Origin of the sequence: Dactylosporangium sp. NPDC000244 (genome assembly GCF_040300725.1) — a bacterium.
Classification (GTDB): domain Bacteria; phylum Actinomycetota; class Actinomycetes; order Mycobacteriales; family Micromonosporaceae; genus Dactylosporangium.
The window spans coordinates 12,645-33,415 of the sequence record NZ_JBEPEH010000018.1 but is presented as its reverse complement, the minus strand read 5'-3'; the positions used below and the strand labels follow the sequence as shown (position 1 = coordinate 33,415).

At 73.2% G+C, this 20,771-nt stretch carries 14 protein-coding genes and 1 pseudogene; 7 read left to right on the top strand and 8 right to left on the bottom strand.

Going from position 1 to position 20,771, the window contains the following annotated elements; genetic code table 11:
• The first annotated feature begins 14 nt into the window (after positions 1 to 14).
• Complete coding sequence (locus ABT369_RS25535) at positions 15 to 4,895, top strand: DNA repair ATPase (RefSeq protein ID WP_350615517.1); 4,881 nt, start codon at positions 15 to 17, stop codon at positions 4,893 to 4,895.
• On the opposite strand, the gene ABT369_RS25530 is transcribed toward ABT369_RS25535, so the two are convergent.
• Positions 4,847 to 5,344, bottom strand: coding sequence for a GNAT family N-acetyltransferase (locus ABT369_RS25530; protein ID WP_350615515.1), 498 nt, complete (start codon positions 5,342 to 5,344; stop codon positions 4,847 to 4,849). The two genes, ABT369_RS25535 and ABT369_RS25530, sit on opposite strands and share 49 nt — an antisense overlap.
• A 96-nt stretch (positions 5,345 to 5,440) precedes the next feature.
• Between ABT369_RS25530 and ABT369_RS25525 the strand changes: the two are divergent.
• Positions 5,441 to 6,217, top strand: a pseudogene (locus ABT369_RS25525) (DMT family transporter); the annotation flags it as partial.
• A gap of 52 nt (positions 6,218 to 6,269) precedes the next feature.
• Here ABT369_RS25525 and ABT369_RS25520 read toward each other — a convergent pair.
• Both ABT369_RS25520 and ABT369_RS25515 read right to left on the bottom strand, forming a co-directional pair.
• A complete protein-coding gene (locus tag ABT369_RS25520) occupies positions 6,270 to 7,373 on the bottom strand; it encodes a glycosyltransferase (protein ID WP_350615513.1) in 1,104 nt (367 codons plus the stop codon).
• Positions 7,370 to 8,125, bottom strand: coding sequence for a DUF2334 domain-containing protein (locus ABT369_RS25515; RefSeq protein WP_350615512.1), 756 nt, complete (start codon positions 8,123 to 8,125; stop codon positions 7,370 to 7,372). The genes ABT369_RS25520 and ABT369_RS25515 overlap by 4 nt, the downstream gene beginning before the upstream one ends.
• Before the next feature lie 239 nt (positions 8,126 to 8,364).
• Here ABT369_RS25515 and ABT369_RS25510 point away from each other — a divergent pair, with 239 nt between their 5' ends.
• Positions 8,365 to 10,044, top strand: coding sequence for a GDSL-type esterase/lipase family protein (locus ABT369_RS25510; protein WP_350615510.1), 1,680 nt, complete (start codon positions 8,365 to 8,367; stop codon positions 10,042 to 10,044).
• Positions 10,045 to 10,064: 20 nt separating this feature from the next.
• On the opposite strand, the gene ABT369_RS25505 is transcribed toward ABT369_RS25510, so the two are convergent.
• Positions 10,065 to 11,555 (bottom strand): branched-chain amino acid ABC transporter substrate-binding protein, encoded by a 1,491-nt coding sequence (locus tag ABT369_RS25505; RefSeq protein WP_350615508.1) that lies wholly within the window; start codon positions 11,553 to 11,555, stop codon positions 10,065 to 10,067.
• A 79-nt stretch (positions 11,556 to 11,634) separates the two neighbouring features.
• Here ABT369_RS25505 and ABT369_RS25500 point away from each other — a divergent pair, with 79 nt between their 5' ends.
• Positions 11,635 to 12,324: a FadR/GntR family transcriptional regulator gene (locus ABT369_RS25500; RefSeq protein WP_350615507.1), complete on the top strand. Its 690-nt coding sequence runs from the start codon at positions 11,635 to 11,637 to the stop codon at positions 12,322 to 12,324.
• 25 nt (positions 12,325 to 12,349) lie between these two features.
• A complete protein-coding gene (locus ABT369_RS25495; protein WP_350615505.1) occupies positions 12,350 to 13,204 on the top strand; it encodes a fumarylacetoacetate hydrolase family protein in 855 nt (284 codons plus the stop codon).
• On the opposite strand, the gene ABT369_RS25490 is transcribed toward ABT369_RS25495, so the two are convergent.
• The gene (locus ABT369_RS25490; RefSeq protein ID WP_350615504.1) at positions 13,181 to 13,666 is read right to left on the bottom strand and encodes a TetR/AcrR family transcriptional regulator; all 486 of its coding nucleotides are present in this window, start codon (positions 13,664 to 13,666) and stop codon (positions 13,181 to 13,183) included. The two genes, ABT369_RS25495 and ABT369_RS25490, sit on opposite strands and share 24 nt — an antisense overlap.
• Before the next feature lie 107 nt (positions 13,667 to 13,773).
• Here ABT369_RS25490 and ABT369_RS25485 point away from each other — a divergent pair, with 107 nt between their 5' ends.
• Together ABT369_RS25485 and ABT369_RS25480 are read left to right on the top strand one after the other, a co-directional pair.
• Positions 13,774 to 15,324, top strand: a complete 1,551-nt coding sequence (locus ABT369_RS25485) for a CocE/NonD family hydrolase (protein ID WP_350615502.1) — start codon at positions 13,774 to 13,776, stop codon at positions 15,322 to 15,324.
• A 9-nt stretch (positions 15,325 to 15,333) separates the two neighbouring features.
• Positions 15,334 to 16,590 carry an alpha/beta fold hydrolase gene (locus tag ABT369_RS25480; RefSeq protein ID WP_350615500.1) on the top strand — a complete coding sequence of 419 codons (1,257 nt, stop codon included), beginning with the start codon at positions 15,334 to 15,336 and terminating at the stop codon, positions 16,588 to 16,590.
• 68 nt (positions 16,591 to 16,658) lie between these two features.
• Here the strand turns inward: ABT369_RS25480 and ABT369_RS25475 are convergent, their stop codons facing one another.
• The 3 genes from ABT369_RS25475 to mmsA all read right to left on the bottom strand — a co-directional run bounded on the left by ABT369_RS25475 (position 16,659) and on the right by mmsA (position 20,735).
• Positions 16,659 to 17,870, bottom strand: coding sequence for an endo-1,4-beta-xylanase (locus tag ABT369_RS25475; RefSeq protein WP_350615499.1), 1,212 nt, complete (start codon positions 17,868 to 17,870; stop codon positions 16,659 to 16,661).
• Between the two features lie 118 nt (positions 17,871 to 17,988).
• A complete protein-coding gene (gene mmsB, locus ABT369_RS25470) occupies positions 17,989 to 19,203 on the bottom strand; it encodes a multiple monosaccharide ABC transporter permease (protein WP_350615497.1) in 1,215 nt (404 codons plus the stop codon).
• Positions 19,200 to 20,735 carry a multiple monosaccharide ABC transporter ATP-binding protein gene (mmsA, locus tag ABT369_RS25465; RefSeq protein WP_350615495.1) on the bottom strand — a complete coding sequence of 512 codons (1,536 nt, stop codon included), beginning with the start codon at positions 20,733 to 20,735 and terminating at the stop codon, positions 19,200 to 19,202. Before mmsA ends, mmsB begins: the two co-directional genes overlap by 4 nt.
• Positions 20,736 to 20,771 lie beyond the last annotated feature (36 nt).

Genomic DNA, 20,771 nt, shown 5'->3' with positions numbered 1-20,771 from the left:
GAGCGACCGCGGCGGTGAGCGACAAGACCGAAGCGGCCCCGGCGGCGAGCCTGGACGCCGGCACCTACGAGGTGCTGCGCGACCGGCTCGCCGCCCAGGCGGCCGAGCTGACGCGCCGGGCCGAGGCCCTCAACGCGCGGCGGACCGAGGTGTTCGGGGGCGCGCAGCTGCGGCTGCTGGGCACCGAGCGCATCCGCACCGAGCACAACTGCGTCCCGCGCGACATCGTGTCGGTCGGCGGCCTGATGCTGTTCGGGTACAACGTCTTCATCGGCCTCAAGCCGGAGACGACGGTCGACGACGTGTTCTCGGTGCACCGCTTCGCCCGCGACGGCGACGCGTTCCGGTTCGACCGGCCGACCGGCGACGACGACGCCGCGCTGCTGCGCGACCCGCGGCTGCTGCGCGAGTTCGGCGAGGTCTACAAGTACTACCGCGACACCCGGCTGCTGCAGCTGCGCCGCCTCGACGGCAAGCTCCTCGCGGTCTTCCAGACCGGGCCGCGCACCGACGACATCAAGGTGCTGCGCTGGACCGTCGGCCCGGACGGCACCGTGTCCTATGTGGACAACCGCGGCGAGCGCGACCACGTGTTCCCGCCGTCGCACGACTTCGAGTGGACGCCGGTCGGCCGCGAGCAGCACGTCCTGGGCCGGCACCCGCACATCTCCATCGAGGACGTGGTGTTCGTCGAGACCGTCGGCGGCGACCTGACCGTCAAGGTGGAGAACAACACCGAGACCGGCGAGGGCATCTACCGGGAGCCGGTCGACGAGCCGCTACAGAGCCTCGCCGACGCCGACGTGAGCTACGCCCGCATCGGCGCCCTGGTGCTGCTGCGCATCAGGCCGTACAAGGAGAACGCCTATCGCTTTCTGGTCTTCAACACGAGGACCCGGGCGGTCGTGCGGCTCGACGGGATCGGCCAGGGCTGCCAGCGCCTGCCGGAGGACCAGGGCCTGATCTTCCCGGGCGGCTACTACCTGGCCACCGGCGTCGCCCGCACCTTCGACACCGACGTGGCCGAGCTCGAGTTCGAGCGCGTGATCCGGTCCGTCAACGGCGAGGACGTGCTCTACGTCTTCCACGCCCGCGCCGACGGCCGATCGCTGCTGCTGCCGTACAACGTCATCCGCAAGGCGGTCGAGAACCCGATCGTGTGCCACGGCTACTCGCTGTTCGACGACGGGACCCTCGTGGTGTTCCGCGCCGAGTCCGAGGAGCCGGCCCGGGTCCACACCATGCAGGTCTGGCAGACGCCGTACCAGTCGGACACGTACGCCGCCGCCCAGCCGATCGGGACCGGGCCGCTGGACCGGGTGGGCAACGCCGACCTCGTCCGCGGCATCTCCGACGCCCTGTCGGTGGCCCGGATGGTCGCCGAGATGGCCCCGTCGGCGGCGGTCTTCGAGGCCATCATCGCCGCGTGCCGGCGCGCCTTCGACCACTACCACTGGCTCGGCGAGGCCGACCTCGGCGACCTGCGCCACCCGCTCACCGAGCTGCGCGACACCGCCGAGCAGGTGCTCGGCGAGTTCGAGCGGGTGCGGGCGCTCACCGAGGAGGCGGCCGCCGCGCTCGGCGCGCAGGGCGAGCGGATCGAGTCGCTCATCCGCCGCTCCCAGGGCGAGACGCCCGCCGACACCGACGCATGGGTACGGCGCCTGGCCGACCTGCGCCGCGCGCAGGGCTCCCTCGTGCCGCTGGCCGAGCTGCGCTACGTCGACACCGAGCGGGTCGCCGCGCTGCAGGCCCGCCTCGGCGCGGAGCTCACGGCGGCGGCCCAGCGGGCGGTGCGGTTCCTGCAGCACGAGGACGCCTTCGCCGCGTACCACACCGGCGTCGAGCGCCTGGTCGCCGACGCCGAGGCGATCCGGACCGTGGCCGACGCCGCGCCGGTCGGCGAGCGGCTGGCCGCGCAGGCGGAGGCGCTGCAGATCGTCACGGAGGTGGTCGGCTCCCTCGAGATCGCCGACGCCACCGTCCGCGTCGGCATCCTGGCCCGCATCGGCGAGGTGCTCGGCGGCGTCAACCGTGCCCGGGCCACCCTCGACGCCCGCCGCCGCGAGCTGCTCGCCGTCGAGGGCCGGGCCGAGTTCGCGGCCGAGTTCGCGCTGCTCGGGCAGGCGGTCACCGGCGCGCTCGCGGACGCCGGCACCCCCGAGCGCTGCGACGAGCAGCTGGGCCGGCTCATGCTGCAGCTGGAGAACCTGGAGTCCCGCTTCGGCGAGTTCGACGACTTCCTGGCCCAGCTCGCGGACAAGCGCACCGACGTCTACGAGGCGTTCTCGGCCCGCCGGCAGGCGCTGCTGGACGAGCGGGCCCGCCGCGCCGACCGGCTCGCCGAGTCCGCCGAGCGGATCCTCGCCGGCGTCGGGCGCCGGGTCGCCACCATGACGTCGGCCGACGAGGTCAACACGTACTTCACGACCGACCCGATGGTCGCGCGGGTCCGCCGCCTGGCCGGCGAGCTGCGCGAGCTGGGCGACCAGGTCCGCGCCGAGGAGCTGGACGGCCGCATCCAGCGGGCCCGGCTCGAGGCCGGCCGGCTGCTGCGGGACCGGATCGACCTCTTCGACGGCTCGGCCGACCTGATCCGCCTCGGCCGCCACCGGTTCGCCGTCAACACCCAGGCGATCGACCTCACGCTCGTGCCGCACGGCGACGGGCTGGCTTTCACCGTGACCGCGACCGACTACCGCGCGCCGGTGGACGACCCGGAGATCGCCGCGGCGCGCCCGTTCTGGGGGCAGCTCGTCGCCTCCGAGTCGCCCGAGGTGTACCGCGCCGAGCACCTCGCCGCCCTGGTCCTCGACGGCACCGGGCCGGCCGACGGCGACCTCCTCGATTTGGTGCGGCGCTTCGCCGACGAGCGGTACGACGAGGGCTACGAGCGCGGCGTCCACGACCACGACGCGGCCCTGATCCTCGAGGCCCTGCTCCGGCTGCACGCGGGCGCCGGGCTCCTGCGCTATCCGGGGGCGGACCGGGCGGAGGCGCAGCTGTTCTGGGCGTTCGGCGCCGGCGACGAGGCGAAGGCGGCCTGGACCCGGCGGGCGCGGTCGCTGGCCCGGGCCCGGGCGGCGTTCGGGCCCTCGGCCGCGGTCGGCGAGCTGTGCGCGGAGCTCCAGCAGTCGATGGGTGCCTCGGGTCTCGCCGCCGAGTATCTGTTCGAGGAGCTGAGCGGTTCGCCGTTCGGGTTCGTCACCGGCGCGGGCGCGCGGGCATTGCTGGACCGATTCCGGCGGGCCGTGCCGTCCGACGAGCTCGCGGAGGACCTGCGGGCCATCGAGGGCGATCTGGCCGCCCGCCGCCAGCTCGTGTCGGCGTGGCTCACCTCGTTCGCTCCGGACAGCCCGGACCTCCAGGAGGCCGCCGCCATCGTGCTCTGCGGCCCCGAGCTGCCGCGGCGCGAGTCGGCGGCCGAGCTCACCGCGACCGTCGAGGGGCTGCTCGGCACCCATCCGCGCATCGAGGGGCGCCGGATGGAGCTGCGGCTGGACGAGGTGCTCGCCCGCACCCGCCGGTTCCGGCTCGAACGCGTCCCGGCCTTCCGGGCCTACCAGCGCCGCCGCAACGAGCTGGCCGCCCGCGAGCGGGAGCGGCTGCGGCTGGAGGAGTACCGGCCGAAGGTGATGAGCGCCTTCGTGCGCAACCGGCTGCTCGACGAGGTGTACCTGCCGCTGATCGGCGACAACCTGGCCCGGCAGCTGGGCGCGGCCGGCGAGGCGAAGCGGGCCGACCAGATGGGCCTGCTGCTGCTCATCTCGCCGCCCGGCTACGGCAAGACGACGCTGATGGAGTACGTGGCCAGCCGCCTCGGGCTGGCGTTCGTCAAGGTGAACGGGCCGGCGCTCGGGCACCACGTGACGTCGCTGGACCCGGCGGAGGCGCCGAACGCGACCGCCCGGCTGGAGATCGAGAAGGTCAACTTCGCGCTGGAGATGGGCAACAACGTCCTGCTGTACCTCGACGACATCCAGCACACGTCGCCGGAGCTGCTGCAGAAGTTCATCTCCCTGTGCGACGCCCAGCGGCGCATGGAGGGCGTCTGGAACGGCCGGACGCGCACGTACGACCTGCGGGGCAAGCGGTTCGCCGTGTGCATGGCCGGCAACCCGTACACCGAGTCGGGGCAGCGCTTCCGGATCCCCGACATGCTGGCCAACCGCGCCGACGTGTGGAACCTCGGCGACGTGCTGACCGGCCGGGACGAGGTGTTCGCGCTGAGCTACATCGAGAACGCCCTGACCTCCAACACCGTCCTCGCCCCGCTGTCCGCGCGGGACCGCGGCGACGTCGAGCTGCTGGTGCGGCTGGCCCGCGGCGACGGCACCGTGCGGCCGGACCAGCTCGCCCACCCGTACTCGGCGGTCGAGGTGGACCGGATCCTCGCCGTGCTGCGCAAGCTGCTGCGGGTGCAGGAGGTGGTGCTGGCGACCAACCGCGCGTACATCGCCTCCGCGGCCCAGGCCGACGCGTCCCGCACCGAGCCGCCGTTCCTGCTGCAGGGCTCGTACCGCAACATGAACAAGCTCGCCGAGCGGGTCGTGCCGGTCATGAACGACGCCGAGCTGGAGGCGGCCGTCGACGACCACTACGCCGGCGAGGCGCAGACGCTCACCGCCGGGGCCGAGGCCAACCTGCTCAAGCTGGCCGAGCTGCGAGGCCGCCTCACCCCCGAGCGGGCGCAGCGGTGGGCCGAGGTCAAGGCGGCCTATCGCCGGGCGCAGGCGCTCGGCGGCGCCGAGGACGACCCGATGAGCCGGGCCGTCGGCGCGGTCGGACTGCTCGCGGACCGGGTCGGCGCGGTCGGGGCGGCGATCGACCGGGCGGCCGCGTCAGGTCAGACGGTCACCGGCGCGAACGGTACGACCGCCAGATCGAAGGCGTAGTGGACCATCCCGTCCTGGTAGGTCGGGCGCAGGCCGGGGCCGGCGAGGGCGCGGATCAGGCCCTTGCTGGCCGCGTTGGCGCCGGTCACGTCGGCCTCGATGGTGCGCACGCCGGCCGCGGCCATGCGGGGCACGAGGGCGCGCACGAGCGCGGTGGCCAAGCCGGTGCGCTGCCACGGGTCGGCGACGAGCACGGCCAGGTCGGCGGCGGGCGAGCAGGCGGGGCGGCGGCCGTACTCGGCCCACCCGCACAGCTGCCCGCCGTCGTCCAGCGCGACCTGCGCGTCCCACTCGGGCCGCGGGCCGCCCTCCAGATGACGCAGGTAGAACGCGGGCAGGCGCCCGCCGCTGCCGACGCAGAAGCGCCGGTCGATGCTGCGCGCGGACAGGTGCCGCTCGGCGGCCGCCACCAGGTGCTCGTCGCCCGTCTGCCATGGCCGGATGAGCATGAGCTGAGTCTAGAACTTGAACCCAACTCCTGTGAACACCGCATGGCCATGTGCTGGTAGCCGGGTGGTCGTGCGGTTGCGGTACAACCCCTGATCATGTTCGCTGTCGTGCTGTCGGTTCTGGCTGCCGCCATGTTCGCCTTCTCGGCGGCCATGCAGCAGCGCGCGGCGCACCGAGCCGCGCCGGACGTGCACGATCGCGCGCTGCCCGTGCGGGTGTTTCTGCTCATCCGGACGCTCGTAAGGGATCGTTGGTGGCTGGCGGGCTGGGTGCTCAACCTGTTCGCCTTCGCCGCGCACGCGCTTGCGTTGCACCTTGGATCGCTCACGATCGTGCAGGCGTTGCTGGTGTCACAGCTGCTGTTCGCGCTGCTGACGATCCGCCGGCCACGGGCCACGGCCTGGCTCGGCACCGTCGCCGTGTGTGCCGGGTTGGCGCTGCTGGTCGTGGCCCGTCCGTCGGTGCCGCATGATCTCGTGCGAACCGATGTGCCTCCGGCGGTGGGGCTCGCCGCGGCGGTGATGGCCGCGCTCGTCGTCGGCGCGCACCTGCTCCCGGCCCGGACCGAGGCCCGCCTGCGCGGCGCGCTCGCCGGGGTCGCGGCCGGCGTGTGCACGTGCCTGACCGCCGTGTTCGTCGTGCTCGTCACCGACACGCTGGCCCGCGACGGCATCCGGGGCCTGGCCCACGACTGGTCGATCCTGGCCCTGGCCGCCTCGACCACGGCCAGCGCCCTGCTCACCCAGGATGCGTTCGCCGCGGGCTCGCTGCCCACCGCGCTGACCGCGATCAGCATCGCCGACCCGCTCGCGAGCGCGCTGTTCGACGCGACCGTCTTCCACGCGGGCTGGCGCGGCGCCCTGTGGTGGCCCTGGAGCCAGGTCGTCGTCGCGGGGATGCTCGTCGCGGGCGTGGCGCTGCTCGCTACGGGACGCGCTGGCGCCCCGTCGCCCGGGCGAACACCTCCAGCAGACCACCGACCGTCGCCGACCACGGAAACTGCTCCGCCACCGCTCGCGCGTCCGAGCGACGGCGCTGCGGCGGCGCGCTGAGCAGCGACTCGACGCCGTCGGCCAGCGCGTGCGCGGTGCCGTCGGTGACCCGGCCCGACTCCGGCCGCAGGATCAGCTCGCCCGCGGCCCCCTTCGACGGGACCACCACCGGCACGCCGCACGCGAGCGACTCCAGCGTGGCCAGGCCGAAGGTCTCGGCCGGCGACGGCGACAGCGAGATGTCCACGCCGGCCACGAGCTCGGCGAGGCGCCCCCGCTCGGCCACGTGACCGAGGAAGCGCACCGGCAGCCCCTCGGCGAGGCGGGTCAGGCGGCGCTGCAGCGGGCCGGTGCCGATCACGTCGAGGGTGGCGGGCACGCCGCGGCGGCGCAGCTCGCGCAGGGCCTCGATGGACAGCTCCGGGTGCTTCTCCGTGGACAGGCGGGTGACGGTCACGAGGCGCACGCCGGGCTCGTGCTCGACCGGCGTGAAGGTGTCGAGGTCCACGCCGAGCGGGACGCGGTGGATCTTCTCCCGGCCGAAGACCTCGAACTCGGCGGCGGAGAAGGCCGACGTGAGCACGATGTGGTCGACGAGCCGGTGCAGGCGGCGGTTGGCCGCGGTGGCGGCGGCGTCCAGCGGGAACCAGCGCGGCACCCGGGTGCGCAGGATGGCGTTGATGCGCTCGTGCGAGACCAGCACCAGCGGTACACCCCGGGAATGCGCCCACGGGGCGAGCCATCCGATGCTGAGCTTGTCGTTGGCCTCCAGCACATCGGGCTCGACCTTGTCCAGCAGCGCGCACACGCGGCGGCGGGCGGTGAGCACCCGGTAGCCGCCGGTGCCCGGCAGCAGCGGGCTGCGCACGGTGAGGTGGCGGCCGTCGGGCAGCGTGATGTCGCGATCCTCGGTGCCGGGCACCAGCGTGACGCGCTCGTGGCCGGCCGCGATGTAGCCGCGCCCGGTCTGCTCCACGCACGTGCGCAGCCCGCCGGAGACCGGCGTGTAGAAGTTCGCGAGCTGGACGATCCTCACGACGCCGCCGCGTCCAGGACGGCGCCGTAGGTGGTGGCGCGGGCGCCGGCCTTGAGCGCGCCCTCGATGGCCCGCAGGGTGTCGTCGCGCAGGCGCGGCCGGTGCAGGTCGTCGGGGTGCAGCGCGACGCGCACCAGGCCGCGGCGGCGGGTGGCCCAGGCCGCGCCGGTGCGCAGGACCGCTGCGCCGAGCCGCTCGCCGGTGCCCCCGGGGCGGTGCGAGAGCGCGAATCCGCGCCGGGCGCGGGTGGGGCCGTCGCCGCGGAGGTCCTTCACGCCGAAGTGGTCGGTGGTGTACCGGAACCCGGCCCCCGCCAGCGCCCGCTCGGCGGCCGGCGAGGCGAGCCAGCCCGGCGGGGTGAAGCCGGTGGTGCGCAGCCCGAGGCGGTCGAGCACCTCCTTGGCGTCGCCGAGGCGGCGGGCGGCCTGCCCCTCGTCGAGCGCGGCGAACTCGGCGGCGCCGCGGGCCACGGCCCGGCCGACGGCGCGGCGCACGGGGCGCCCCTCCGGCCCGGCCTGGTGGCACCAGCCGTGCAGCACGAGCTCGTCGCCGCGGGCGGCGCGGTCGCGCAGCACCTCCGCGTAGTCCCCGTGCTCGGCCAGCGCCATCCCGCGCCACGGGCCGGGGATCACCAGCAGCGAGACCGGGATGCCGAGCGCGTCGGCGTCGGCGCACCAGCGGGCGGTCTCGTCGGCGGTCGCGGGCGCCACGTCGTGGACGCTGACCACCAACAACGGTTCTACGGTCGTCATCTAGGCCCATCACAGCAGGTCAGGGCGGCGTGCCGCGTCGAGTCGGGGTACCTGTCGCCGGACGTTAGCACGTGCCGCACAACCGCCCGCGACCCCGACCACCCGCGGCCCGACAATGCGGCGCACGTCACGATCACATCGATGAACATCAGCTCGCGACCACATGAACCGGGCATGAACGGACGGGGTTTTGTCAATGGTTGACAAAGCTCGCACAGACAGCGACGCTGGTCGATACCATGCCTTCCTGGGGGTTCCCGATGCGCCGCCTACTCGTCGTCCTCCTCCTGCTCGCCGCCGCCGTCGTCCTGCCCACCCACGCCGCCACGGCCGCCGTCACCGGCCGGCCGATCAAGATCATGCCGCTCGGCGACTCGATCACCTGGGGCGTCGGCAGCCCCACCACCTCGAGCTACCGCGCCGCCCTGTGGAACCGCCTCACGACCCAGGCCGGCTTCGGCGTGGACTTCGTCGGCTCGCAGCAGTCCGGCGCCCTGCCGGACCCCGACAACGAGGGCCACTCGGGCTGGCGCATCGACCAGATCGCCGCGAACATCGACGGCTGGCTCGCGACCTACCAGCCCGACGTGGTGCTGCTGCACATCGGCACCAACGACATGAACCAGAACTACCAGGTCGCCACGGCCCCGCAGCGCCTCGCCGCCCTGGTCGACCAGATCCTCGCCGACCGGCCCTCCGCCACGGTGGTGGTCGCGAAGATCGTGCCCGCGCTCGACGCCACCATCCAGTCGCGGATCACCACGTTCAACGCGGCGATCCCCGGGGTGCTGTCCGGCAAGGCCCGCACGCGCATCGCCGACCTCAGCGGGCTGAGCGCGAGCGACCTCAACGACACCCTGCACCCCAACGACACCGGCTACGCGAAGATGGCCGTGCGCTGGTACACCGCCCTGGAGCCGGTGCTCGGCGACGGGCGCGACTGGCCGCTGTTCGCCACCGCGTTCGAGCCGTCCGACGCGGCCCCCACGTGGGCGGACAGCGCGGCGGCGGCGATCGGCGTCGGCGGGTACTGCTGCGCCCTCACCGCCGCCGAGTCCTCCCCGCGGGCCGAGGTCGCGCACAGCGGCACGAGCGCGCTGATGTACTCCGGCTCCGACAACTCGGCCACCCAGTCGTACTCCTACCAGCGTGTCTTCGCCGCCGACCTGCCCCTGGGCGCGAGCAGCGTGCTGTCGTACTGGATCTACCCGCAGCAGGCGACCGGCACGTTCGTCGCCGTCGACCTGCAGTTCACCGACGGCTCGGCGCTGCGCGACTCGGGGGCGGTGGACCAGTACGGGGTGCGCGCCCACCCGCAGTTCCAGGGCGAGGGCGGGCGGCTCGTGGTGAACCAGTGGAACCTCGTGCGCGTCAGCCTCGGCGGGCTCGCGGGCCGGACGGTGTCGCGCATCGACGTCGGGTTCGACCGGCCGGGCGGCACCGGGCCGTTCCGCGGCTACGTCGACGACATCGCGATCGCCGACGAGGCGGGCGCCTTCCCGGGCGTCAACCTCGCGCTCGGCGCCGCGGCGACCGGCTCGGCCCCGTGCGTCGCGGCCGAGGCGGCCGCGAAGGCCGTCGACGGGGTCGTGTCCGGCAACAGCAAGTGGTGCAGCGGGGTCGCGGGCGCGAGCCTGCAGCTCGACCTCGGCTCGGCGCGGACCGTGCGGCGCTTCGTGGTGCGCCACGCCGGGGCGGGCGGGGAGCAGGGGGCGTACGACACCCGCGCCTTCACCATCGCGACGAGCACCGACGGCACCACGTGGAGCACCGCGGTGACCGTGACCGCGAACGCCGACGGCGTGACGACCCACGCGATCGCCGCGCGCAGTGCGCGGTACGTGCGCCTGAGCGTCACCACCCCGAACCAGGTCGACGGCGCGACGCGCATCTACGAGCTCGAGGTGAACGGCTCCTGAGCCCCGCGATCCGCCGGGCCTCAGGTCAGGCGGATCGCGGTCACCGGCAGCATCGCGGGTCTCGTGGCCGTGGCCGTGTCCGGGCGGTACACGTGCACGACCACCGACGAACGGTCCAGGTCGCCGGTGGTGGTGAACGCGAACGTGCCCTGCGTGAGCTTGAACGGGCCGCGCGCGAGGGCCGCCCGCAGGTCCGCGCGCGAGCCGGCCCGGGCGGTGATCGCGTCGAGCAGCAGCGTCGCCGCGTCGTAGGCGGTGGCCGCGTGCCGGCCCGGCGCCGCGCCGAACGTGCGCCGGAACGCGGCCAGGAACGGCTCGTCGGCCGCGTCCGCGCAGCCGCACAGCGCGAACGTGTTGGTGCCGGACTGGGCGACCAACTGGGCGTAGGCGGGATCGAGCAGCGCCTCGCCGCCGACGACCGGCCCGCCGAAGCCGGCCGCGCGCAGGGCGATGGTCAGGTAGCCCACCTCGTCCGGGGCGCCGCGGAAGAAGACCGCCTCGGCGCCGGAGGCCCGAATCCGCTCGACGAGCGCCCGGTAGTCCTTCGCGGCGGCCTCGACCTGGACGGTGGCCACGACGGACACGTCGACGCTGCGCCGGAGCCGGTCGGCGATGCGCTGGTCGGCGACGGCGTTGTGGCGGACCACGAACAGCTTGCTGGCCTTGAGTCTGGTCTTCAGCAGCCGCGCGGCGGCGTCGGCGACGTCGAGGTCGGTCGGGTACAGGCGATGGAACGCCGTCAGGCCCAGCGTCGCGGAGGCCGGGTCGCCCGACCACGGCGTGACGAACGGCAGGTCCCGCCGCTCGAAGTCGCGGCCCAGCAGCGACACGTCGGCGTCGCGCAGCGGCCCGACGACCCCGATGACGTCGTCGCCGAACCGGGCGAGCGCGGCGCCGGCCTCCCCCGTGCCGCCGTGCCCGGTGTCGGCCTCGACCAGCCGGACCTGGCACGCCGGGGAACCGCTCTCGTTGTGCCGGCTGACCGCCAGCTGCACCGCCCGCCGCGCGTCCACCGCGTCCGGCCCGAGCTCGTCGGCGCCGAGGAACCCGATCGCCGGGCACGGGCCCGAGACCTCGGACGGCGCCGCCACCGCCTCCACCGCCCGGGCCGGAGCCGTGGTCGCGGCCTCGCCGGGCGCAACGCCCGCGGCCTCGTCGCGGGCGTTGCGCGCCACCGCGCAGCAGATGACCGCGGCCATGACGGCGAACGCGACGAGGGCGATGACCACCGGACCGGCCTTGCGCGCCGCGGGCTTCGGCGGCGGCTGCAGCACGGGCACCGCGGGCGGCCGTTTGACCGCCCCCTTGTTGACCGCCCCCTTGCTCGCGGGCCTGCGGGCCGCCTTGCCGCGCGGCGCGGCCCGGGCGGCCGGCGCGGACGGCATCGGGGGCGGGGCGGGAGTCTCGGGCGGCGTGACCGGCCGGGCGGGCGAGCCGATCTCGAACGGCCTCGGCTCCGGGAACGCCGGCGCGCCGAACGACTCCGGCAGACGGCCGTCGGGCAGCTCCATGCGGTCACGATAGAGGTCGGCGCCAAACCGCGGCTACGTCCTAAACTGGCCAGGCCACCAAGTCATCTGGGAGAAACCCGTGACCGCCGAGTTCACCCCGGTCCACCGCTCCTCCGCCGCCGCCGAGGCCGTGCGGCTCATCCAGGAGATGATCGTCGACGGCCGGCTCACGCCCGGGCAGCGGCTGCCCGCCGAGCGGGAGCTCAGCGAGATGCTGCGCATCAGCCGGCCCACGCTGCGCGAGACGATCCGGTCACTGGTCAGCCTGAACATCCTGGAGAGCCGGCACGGGTCGGGAACCTACGTGGCGGCCCTGGACACCGCGGCCCTGCTGGAGCCGTTGCAGTTCGTGATGTCGCTCAGCGGCCGCACGGTCGACGAGCTGTTCGAGGCGCGGCTGCTGATCGAGCCCGCCCTGGCCGCGCTCGCCGCCTCGCGTGCGGACGCGGGTCAGGTCGCGGCGATGCGGGCGGCGCTGGCCGAGCCGGACCGGGTGGCCGCGGACGTCGCGCTGCACCGTCTGATCGCGGACGCGGCCGGCAACGCGCTGCTCGCCACGATGCTGCAGACGCTCTCGGTGCTCGGCCGGGCGAGCCGGGCCATGACCGCCACCCGCCCGGGCGTGCTGCGCCGCACCGCGGCCGAGCACGCGGCGATCGTGGACGCCATCGACCGCCGCGACCCCGACGCCGCCCGCGCCGCGATGACCGAGCACCTGCGGCGCATCGCGGCCGCCGCCGGAGCCGGGCCGATTGGCTTGACCACTTGACCATCTCGGGCATAGCTTGGCCGGTATGAGACTTGCGCGGATCGGCAATGCCGGTGAGGAGCGGCCCGTGGTGGTCGCCGAGGACGGGACATTTCTGGACCTGTCGGCCGTCACCGGCGACATCGACGGCGCCTTCCTGGCCGGCGGCGGCCTCGACCGGGCCCGCGCCGCGCTCGGTACCCTCCCCCGCCTCGACGTCCCCGCCGGGACCCGGATCGGGCCGCCGGTGGCGGCCATCGGCAAGGTCGTGTGCATCGGGCAGAACTACGCGCGGCACGCCGCCGAGTCGGGGGCCGAGCCGCCCTCCGAGCCGATCGTGTTCCTGAAGGCGGCCGACACCGTGGTCGGGCCGGACGATGACGTGCGCATCCCGAAGGCCAGCGTCAAGACCGACTACGAGGTCGAGCTCGCGGTCGTCATCGGCACGGCGGCACGGTACCTCGACAGCCCCGCCGACGCCGGAGCGCACATCGCCGGCTACGCCGTGAGCAACGATGTCTCCGAGCGCGAGTTCCAGCTCGAGCGCCTCGGCCAGTGGGACAAGGGCAAGAACTGCGAAACGTTCAACCCGCTCGGCCCCTGGCTGGTGACCGCGGACGACCTCGACGTGCCGGCGCTGCGGCTGCGCTCCTGGGTCAACGGGGAGGCGCGGCAGGACGAGGTCGCGGCCGACATGATCTTCGACGTCGCGCACCTCGTGTGGTACGTCAGCCAGTTCATGGTCCTGCACCCGGGCGACGTCATCAACACCGGCACGCCCGCGGGAGTCGCGATGGGCCTGCCCGGTCAGCCGTATCTGCGCGCGGGCGACGTGGTGGAGCTGGAGATCGAGGGCCTGGGGCGCCAGCGGCAGACGCTAACGGCACACACCGTCGAGTAGGAGCGCGATCGCACGCTCACCATCCCCGCAAGCCCCCGGCAGCATCGCGAAGAGCAGGGCCAGGTCGTCCGGCACGAGGTCGGGCCGCACCCGGCCCTGCTCCTGCGCGCGGCGCAGCGCGGGCGCCAGCGCCGCCGCGAGCCGCCGGTCGAGGCCGTCGGGCGCGGCGCTGAGCGGGCGCACGACCGCGTACAGGCGCAGGGCCGAGGCGAGCAGCTCCCGGAAGGCGCGCGAGTCGTCGGCCTCCAAGCGGGCGAGCTGGTCGACCACCACCGCGTCGACGAGGGTGGGCCGGTCGCGGAAGTGGCGGTACAACGTCGCCTGCCCGACGCCGGCGCGGCGCGCGACCTCGGGCATCAGCACCGCGGCCCGGCTCAGCATCAGCTCGCTGGCCGCGCGCACGATCGCCGAGCGGTTGCGCTGCGCGTCGCGCCGCTGCGGCGTCGGAACCCCGTAGAGCACCAAAGCATGTTACCGACCGGTAATGATAATGTCACGAACTTCTAATTCTCGGAACGGGCTCCTAGGCTCCCGCCACCACGAAGCGCTACCCCGCCAGGAGCGTGCGCATGACCCGTTCCCGCCAGACCATCGCCCTCGTCGCCGCCGCCGTCCTCGCCGCGGTCACCCTCCAGGCGCCGCCGGCCGCCGCGGCCGCGCCCACCACGAAGTTCGTCGACATCGCCGGAGCCGGGGGCGTCACCCTCAAGGCCAACGTCGTCGCCCCCGCCGACACCGCGAAGCACCCCGCGATCGTGTTCCCGTCCAGCTGGGGGCTCAACGACCTCGAGTACCTCGCGCAGGCCGGCGCGCTGGCCGGGCGCGGGTACGTCGTCGTCTCCTACACCCCGCGCGGCTGGTGGGCCTCCGGCGGCGAGATCGACACCGCCGGGCCGCAGGACCTCGCCGACCTGTCGAAGATCGTCGACTGGACGATCGCGAACACCGCGGCCGACCCGGCCCGCATCGGCGCGGCCGGCGTCAGCTACGGCGCCGGGATCAGCCTGCTCGGATCCGCGTTCGACAAGCGCATCCGCGCGGTCGTCATGATGAGCGGCTGGACCGACCTCGTCTACAGCCTCTACGGCGACAACACCCGCCACCAGCAGTCCGCCGGGCTGCTCAGCCTCGCCGCGAGCCTGCTCGGTCACCCCGGCACCGACCTGAGCGGCAAGCTCGCCGACTTCAACGCCAACCGCAACGTCGAGGCGGTGAAGGCCTGGGCCCGGGTGCGCTCGGCGGCCACGTACCTCGACGCCATCAACGCGAACAAGCCGGCCGTGATGATCGCGAACGCGTGGGGCGACTCCTTCTTCCCGCCCGACCAGCTCGTGGACTTCTTCGGCCGGCTGCAGACCCCGAAGCGGCTCGAGCTGCGCCCCGGGGACCACGCGATCGCCGAGTTCACCGGCATCCTGGGGCTGCCCAACGGCGCCTGGACGAGTCTGTACCGCTGGTTCGACCAGTACCTCGCGGGCGTGGACACGGGCATCGGCGCCGAACCGGCGGTACAGCTGCAACCGCTGAACGCGGGAGCCGAGCAGTATGCGTCGTGGTCGGCGCTGAACACCTCGGTCAAGCGCTACGGGCTCGGCGCGGTCCGCTGGCTCGACGGCACCGGCCTGCTCGGCGGCGCCCCGAGCACCGGCTGGAGCAAGACGCTGCCGGGCGACCTCGACACCGTCGCCAACGGCGGCGTGGTGCTGCTGACCAACGGCGTCGGCGCGTTCACCGGCCAGCAGCCGCAGATCTGGCTGCCCGCCGTGGACCGCCTGCGCGCGGGCGTGTGGGCGTCGGAGCGGCCCGGGTCGGCGCTGCGCATCCGCGGCATCCCGCGGGTCCACCTGAACCTGACCGGCGCGCCGAAGGGGACGCTGATCGCGTACCTGTACGACCTCGACAGCCTCGGCAACGCCAAGCTCATCACGCACGCCCCGGTGTCCTGGAGCGGCGGCAGCTCCGTCGATGTGGCGCTGTCCGCGACCGCGTACGACATGCCGGCCGGGCACTCGCTCACCCTCGTCGTCGACACCACGGATCCGCTCTACTACGACGACAATGCCCTCGGCGGCACCGTCACCATCGCGGGCGGATCATATGTGGACGTGCCGATCAGGTAGAACGGGTGCATGAACATCATCCGCACCGACCACGTCCTGGAGGTGCCGCTCGACCACGACGACCCCGCGGGCGAGACCATCGCCGTCTACGCCCGCGAGGTCGTCGCCCCCGGCGGCGAGGACAGGCCGTGGCTGGTGTTCCTGCAGGGCGGCCCCGGCAGCGCCTCGCCGCGCCCGCTCGGCCGCGAGTCCTGGGTGGGCCGGGCCCTCGACGACTACCGGGTGCTGCTGCTCGACCAGCGCGGCACCGGCCGCTCGGCCCGCGTCAGCCGCCACAGCGTCACGCGGCGCGGCGGGCCGCGGGCGCAGGCCGCGTACCTGTCGCACTTCCGCGCCGACAGCATCGTCCGCGACGCCGAGTGCTTCCGCCGCCACCTGCTCGGCGACGCCCGGTGGACGGTGCTCGGCCAGAGCTTCGGCGGCTTCTGCGCCGTCACCTACCTGTCGTTCGCCCCCGAAGGACTGCGCGAGGTCATCGTCACCGGCGGGCTGCCCGGCCTGCACGCGCGGGCCGAGGACGTCTACCGGCACACCTACCCGCGCGTCGCGGCGAGGAACGCGGCCCACTACGCGCGCTACCCCGGCGACGTCGACGCCGTCCGCGCCATCGCCGAGCACCTGCGCGCCCACGACGTCCGGCTCCCCGACGGCGCCCCGCTGACCGTGGAGGCCTTCCAGACGCTGGGCGTCGCGCTGGGCTCCAGCACCGGCTCCCACGAGCTGCACTACCTGACCGAGGACGCCTTCGAGGCTCCGGGCGTGCTCTGCGACGCCTTCCTCGCCGAGGTCCACCACCGCCTGAGCTACGCGACGCGGCCGGTCTTCCCGCTGCTGCACGAGCCCATCTACGGCCAGGGCCCCGGCGCCACCGCCTGGGCCGCCCATCGCCTGCGCCCGGACTACCCCGAGTTCGACGCCCTGGCCACGGACGCCCCGGTCTACTTCACCGGCGAGATGACGTATCCGTGGGAGTTCGCGAACGACCCGGCCCTGGCTCCCCTGCGCGAGGCGGCCGAGCTCCTCGCGGCCCGCGACGCCTGGCCCCGCCTCTACGACCCGCAGGCCTTGGCCCGCAACGAGATCCCGGTCGCGGCTGCGGTGTACTACGACGACATGTACGTCGACCGCGAGCTGTCGATGGCCACCGCCGGCGCGATCCGCGGCGCCCGCGTCTGGGTCACCAACGAGCACGAGCACGACGCCCTGCGGGTCAGCTCCGGGCCGGTGCTCGACCGCCTGATCGGCATGGTCCGCGGCGAGCTCTGACCCGCCTCACAGACGCCGGGGCGGGCACCGATCGGGCGCCCGCCCCGTCTCCTGACCCCCAGGAGGCTCTAACGCCGCGGCTTCTGCGGCACCCGCGGCTGCACGAGCGGCGGACCCGCCGCGGCCAGGTCGCCCTGGACCGTGCGCAGCGACTTCTTCGGCTGGTAGTTCGCGTCCCACAGGCAGCCGGAGCCCTCCGGCGGGCTCTTGAACCAGCCCGGGATCCACGAGTGCCTGTCGGTGAAGCCCCACACCGTGAACGACAGGCAGTGGCGGTTCATGAGGCACGCCTGGAGCAGGACGTGGTAGTTGTACGCCGAGGCCTGGTCGCGGGCGTTGAGGTCGGCGCCCGCCGCGTCCAGCGCCGGGTCGGACGCGTTCTTCGTCAGGCTGCGCGCGTCGGCCTCGGTGAAGGCGACGGCCAGGCCCAGGTCGGTGAACTTCTGCAGCGCGTCGGCCACGGCGAAGACGTCGTAGTTGCCGTACTGGGTGCTGAGGTGGCCCTGGCTCCCGACGCCGTCGATCGGCACGCCCCGGGCGCGCAGCCCGCGGACCATGTCGTAGACGAACCGGGTCTTGTCGCCGGGGCCGCCGTCGCCGAACGCCTCGATGTTGTAGTCGTTGTAGAACAGCAGCGCCTTCGGGTCGGCGGCGCGGGCCCAGCGGAAGGCGTCGGCGAGGTAGTCCGGGCCGAGCAGGTCGGCGAACTTCTGCTTCAGCGAGCCGGTGTTGCCGCCGAGGTGGATCGCCGCCGGGGTCTCCCACGGGTCGGAGACGGCCTCGTTGACCACGTCCCACTGCCAGATCCTGCCGCGGAAGTGGCCCACCACGTCGGTGATGTGCCGCTTGAGCAGGGCGCGCAGCTGCGGGCCGTCGATCGTGCCGTCCTGGATGCCGGTGCTGAGCCAGCCGGGGAGCTGGCTGTACCAGGCCAGGACGTGGCCGCGCACCTGCTGGTGGTTGCGCTCGGCGGCGGCGACGAACGCGTCGGCCGCGGCCCAGTCGTAGGTGCCGCGGGTGGGCTCCAGGCTCTCCCACTTCATCGCGTTCTCGGCGGTGACGGTGGAGAACTGGCTGTCCACCATGGACCGGTACTGCGGGTCGGCCGCGTCGGCGTAGGCGGCCGCGTCCACGGCGGTGCCGAACGCCAGGCCGTTGCGGGCGGCGAGCCCGCGCAGGCTCTGGTCCTGCGTCGCCGGCGGGCGGGGACCGCCGGCCGACGCGGCGACCGCGCCCAGCGTGGCCGCGACCACGGCCGCCAAAAGGCCGGCCGTGGCCATTCTGCGTAATGTCATGAGGGTGGCTCCCGATTGTTTCGAAACAATTCCGGATTCGCCTTGAGACATCGACGCTATTGCCACACGAAAGGCGAGTCAACAAGCCTCCGTTATCGAAACATCATTGGCGCGACACCCGCTTGCTGATGATGTCGAAGGCGACCGCGGCGATCAGCACGAGGCCCTTGATGGCCTGCTGCCAGGCCGCGTCGACGCCGAGGATCGACAGGCCCATGTTCAGCACGCCCATGATGAGCGCGCCGATCACGGCCCCGGTGACCTTGCCGATGCCGCCGGTCACGGCCGTGCCGCCGATGAACGCGGCCGCGATGGCGTCCAGTTCGTAGTTCGTGCCGGCGCCCGCGACACCGGCCCCGGCGCGCGAGGTGGTGACGACCGCGGCGACACCGGCCAGAATGCCCATGTTGACGAAGATGAGGAAAGTTACACGCTTCGTCTTCACGCCCGAAAGTTTCGCCGCGGCGAGATTTCCGCCCATCGCGTAGATGTGCCGGCCGAATACCGTGTTGCCCATGATGTACGTGTACAGAATGACGAGCGCGCCGACGATGACGAGCACGTTGGGGGTGCCGTCGGTGCTCTCGGCGAGCAGGTAGGTGATGTAGCCGATGAGGGCCGTGAACACCACGAGCTTGCCGATGAACGCGGCCTGCGGCTCGAGGCGCAGGTCGTAGCGGATCAGCTCGCGGCGGGTGCGCAGCTGGAAGAAGGCCAGGCCGCCGATCGCCACGAGACCCACGAGCAGCGTCATGCCGTCGAGGTTGCCCACGAAGCCCAGAGCGTTGGGCAGCGACTTGGCCGCGATGGCGCCGAAGCCCTTGTCCTGCACCGGCACCGTCTGACTGACCGCGAGCACGGCCAGGCCCCGGAAGAGCAGCATGCCGCCCAGCGTCACGATGAAGGCGGGGATGCCGACGTACGCGATCCAGAAGCCCTGCCAGCATCCGACGACGACGCCGATGACGATGGACGCGGCCACCGCCAGGGGCCACGGCCAGCCCCAGTGGGTGATCATCAGGGCGCAGACGCCGCCGATGAACGCCACGATGGACCCGACCGACAGGTCGATGTGCTGGGCGACGATGACCATCACCATGCCGATCGCCAGGATCAGCACGTAGGCGTTCTGCTGCACCAGTGCGGCCACGTTGTCGGGGTAGAGCAGGCGCCCGTCGGTCAGCACCTGGAACGTGATGACAATGGCGATCAGAACCGTCAGCATGCCGTACTGCCACAGGTTCTGCCCCAGATAGCCCCGCAGCGACGACACCTCGGTCGGCTCGGTCTCCGGCGCGACGGTCTCGACAGTGCTCACCGCGAGACCCCGCTCCGGTCCATCGTCATGTATCGCATCAGGCCCTCCTGGGTCGCCTCGGCGCGGTCCATCTCGCCGGTGATCCGGCCCTGGCTCATCGCGTAGATCCGGTCGCAGATCCCGAGCAGCTCCGGCAGCTCGGATGAGATGACCACGACCGCCTTGCCGGCATCGGCCAGCGCGTTGATGATTTCGTAGATCTCGTACTTCGCCCCGACGTCGATCCCGCGGGTCGGCTCGTCGAGGATGAGCACCTCCGGCTCGGTGAAGAGCCACTTGCTCAGCACGACCTTCTGCTGGTTGCCGCCGGAGAGCTTGCCGGTGAGCACGGCGACGGAGTCGGCCTTGACCCGCATCTCCCGGCGCAGCCGCTCGGCCCGGTGGACCTCCTCGGCGTTGTTGACGATGCCGAGGCGCGCGACGGCCGCGAGCTTGGCCGCGGTGATGTTGCGCTTGATGTCCTCGATGAGGTTGAGGCCGTAGCGCTTGCGGTCCTCCGTCGCGTAGGCGATCCCGTGCCCGATGGCCTCGTCGACGCTGCGCACCCGGACCTCCCGGCCGTGCAGGTAGATCCGGCCGGAGATGCCGGTGCCGTAGCTGTGGCCGAACACGCTCATCGCCAGTTCGGTCCGGCCGGCGCCCATCAGGCCCGCGATGCCCACGATCTCCCCGCCGCGCACGTTCAGCGCCGCGTTGTCCACCACGACCCGGCCGCGGTCGATCGGGTGGTGCACGGTCCAGTCCTCGATGCGCAGCACCTCCTCGCCGATGCGCGGGGTGTGCTCGGGGAACCGGTGCGCGAGGTCGCGCCCGACCATCGCGCGGATGATCTGGCTCTCGGACACGGATCCGCGCATGTCGAACGTGGCCACCGTGCGGCCGTCGCGGATCACGGTCGTGGTGTCGGCGATCGCGGCGATCTCGTTGAGCTTGTGGGAGATGATGATCGACGTGATCCCCTGGCCCTTGAGCTGGCGGATCAGGCCGAGCAGGTGCTCGGAGTCGGCGTCGTTGAGCGCCGCCGTCGGCTCGTCGAGGATGAGCAGCCGCACCCGCTTCGACAGCGCCTTGGCGATCTCGACCAGCTGCTGCTTGCCGACGCCGATGTCGAGGATCTTCGTGTCCGGCTGCTCGCGCAGCCCGACCCGGTCCAGCAGCTCGGCTGCGCGGCGGTTGGTCTGCGGCCAGTTGACGATGCCGCGGCGGGCCTGCTCGTTGCCGAGGAAGATGTTCTCGGCGATGGACAGGAACGGGCTGAGCGCGAGCTCCTGGTGGATGATGACGATCCCGCGGTGCTCCGAGTCGCGCACGGACTTGAAGTGGCACGGCTCGCCGTCGAAGACGATGTCGCCGTCGTAGGAGCCGTGCGCGTACACACCGCTCAAAATCTTCATCAGGGTGGACTTTCCGGCACCGTTCTCACCGCAGATCGCGTGGACCTCGCCCTCGGCGACGCTGATGGTGACGTCCCGCAGGGCCTGCACGCCGGGGAACGATTTGCTGATGCCGTGCATCTTGAGCAGTGAGGGCATGGGGCCTCCCGCGACAGTGGGCCGGGCCCGCGGCTG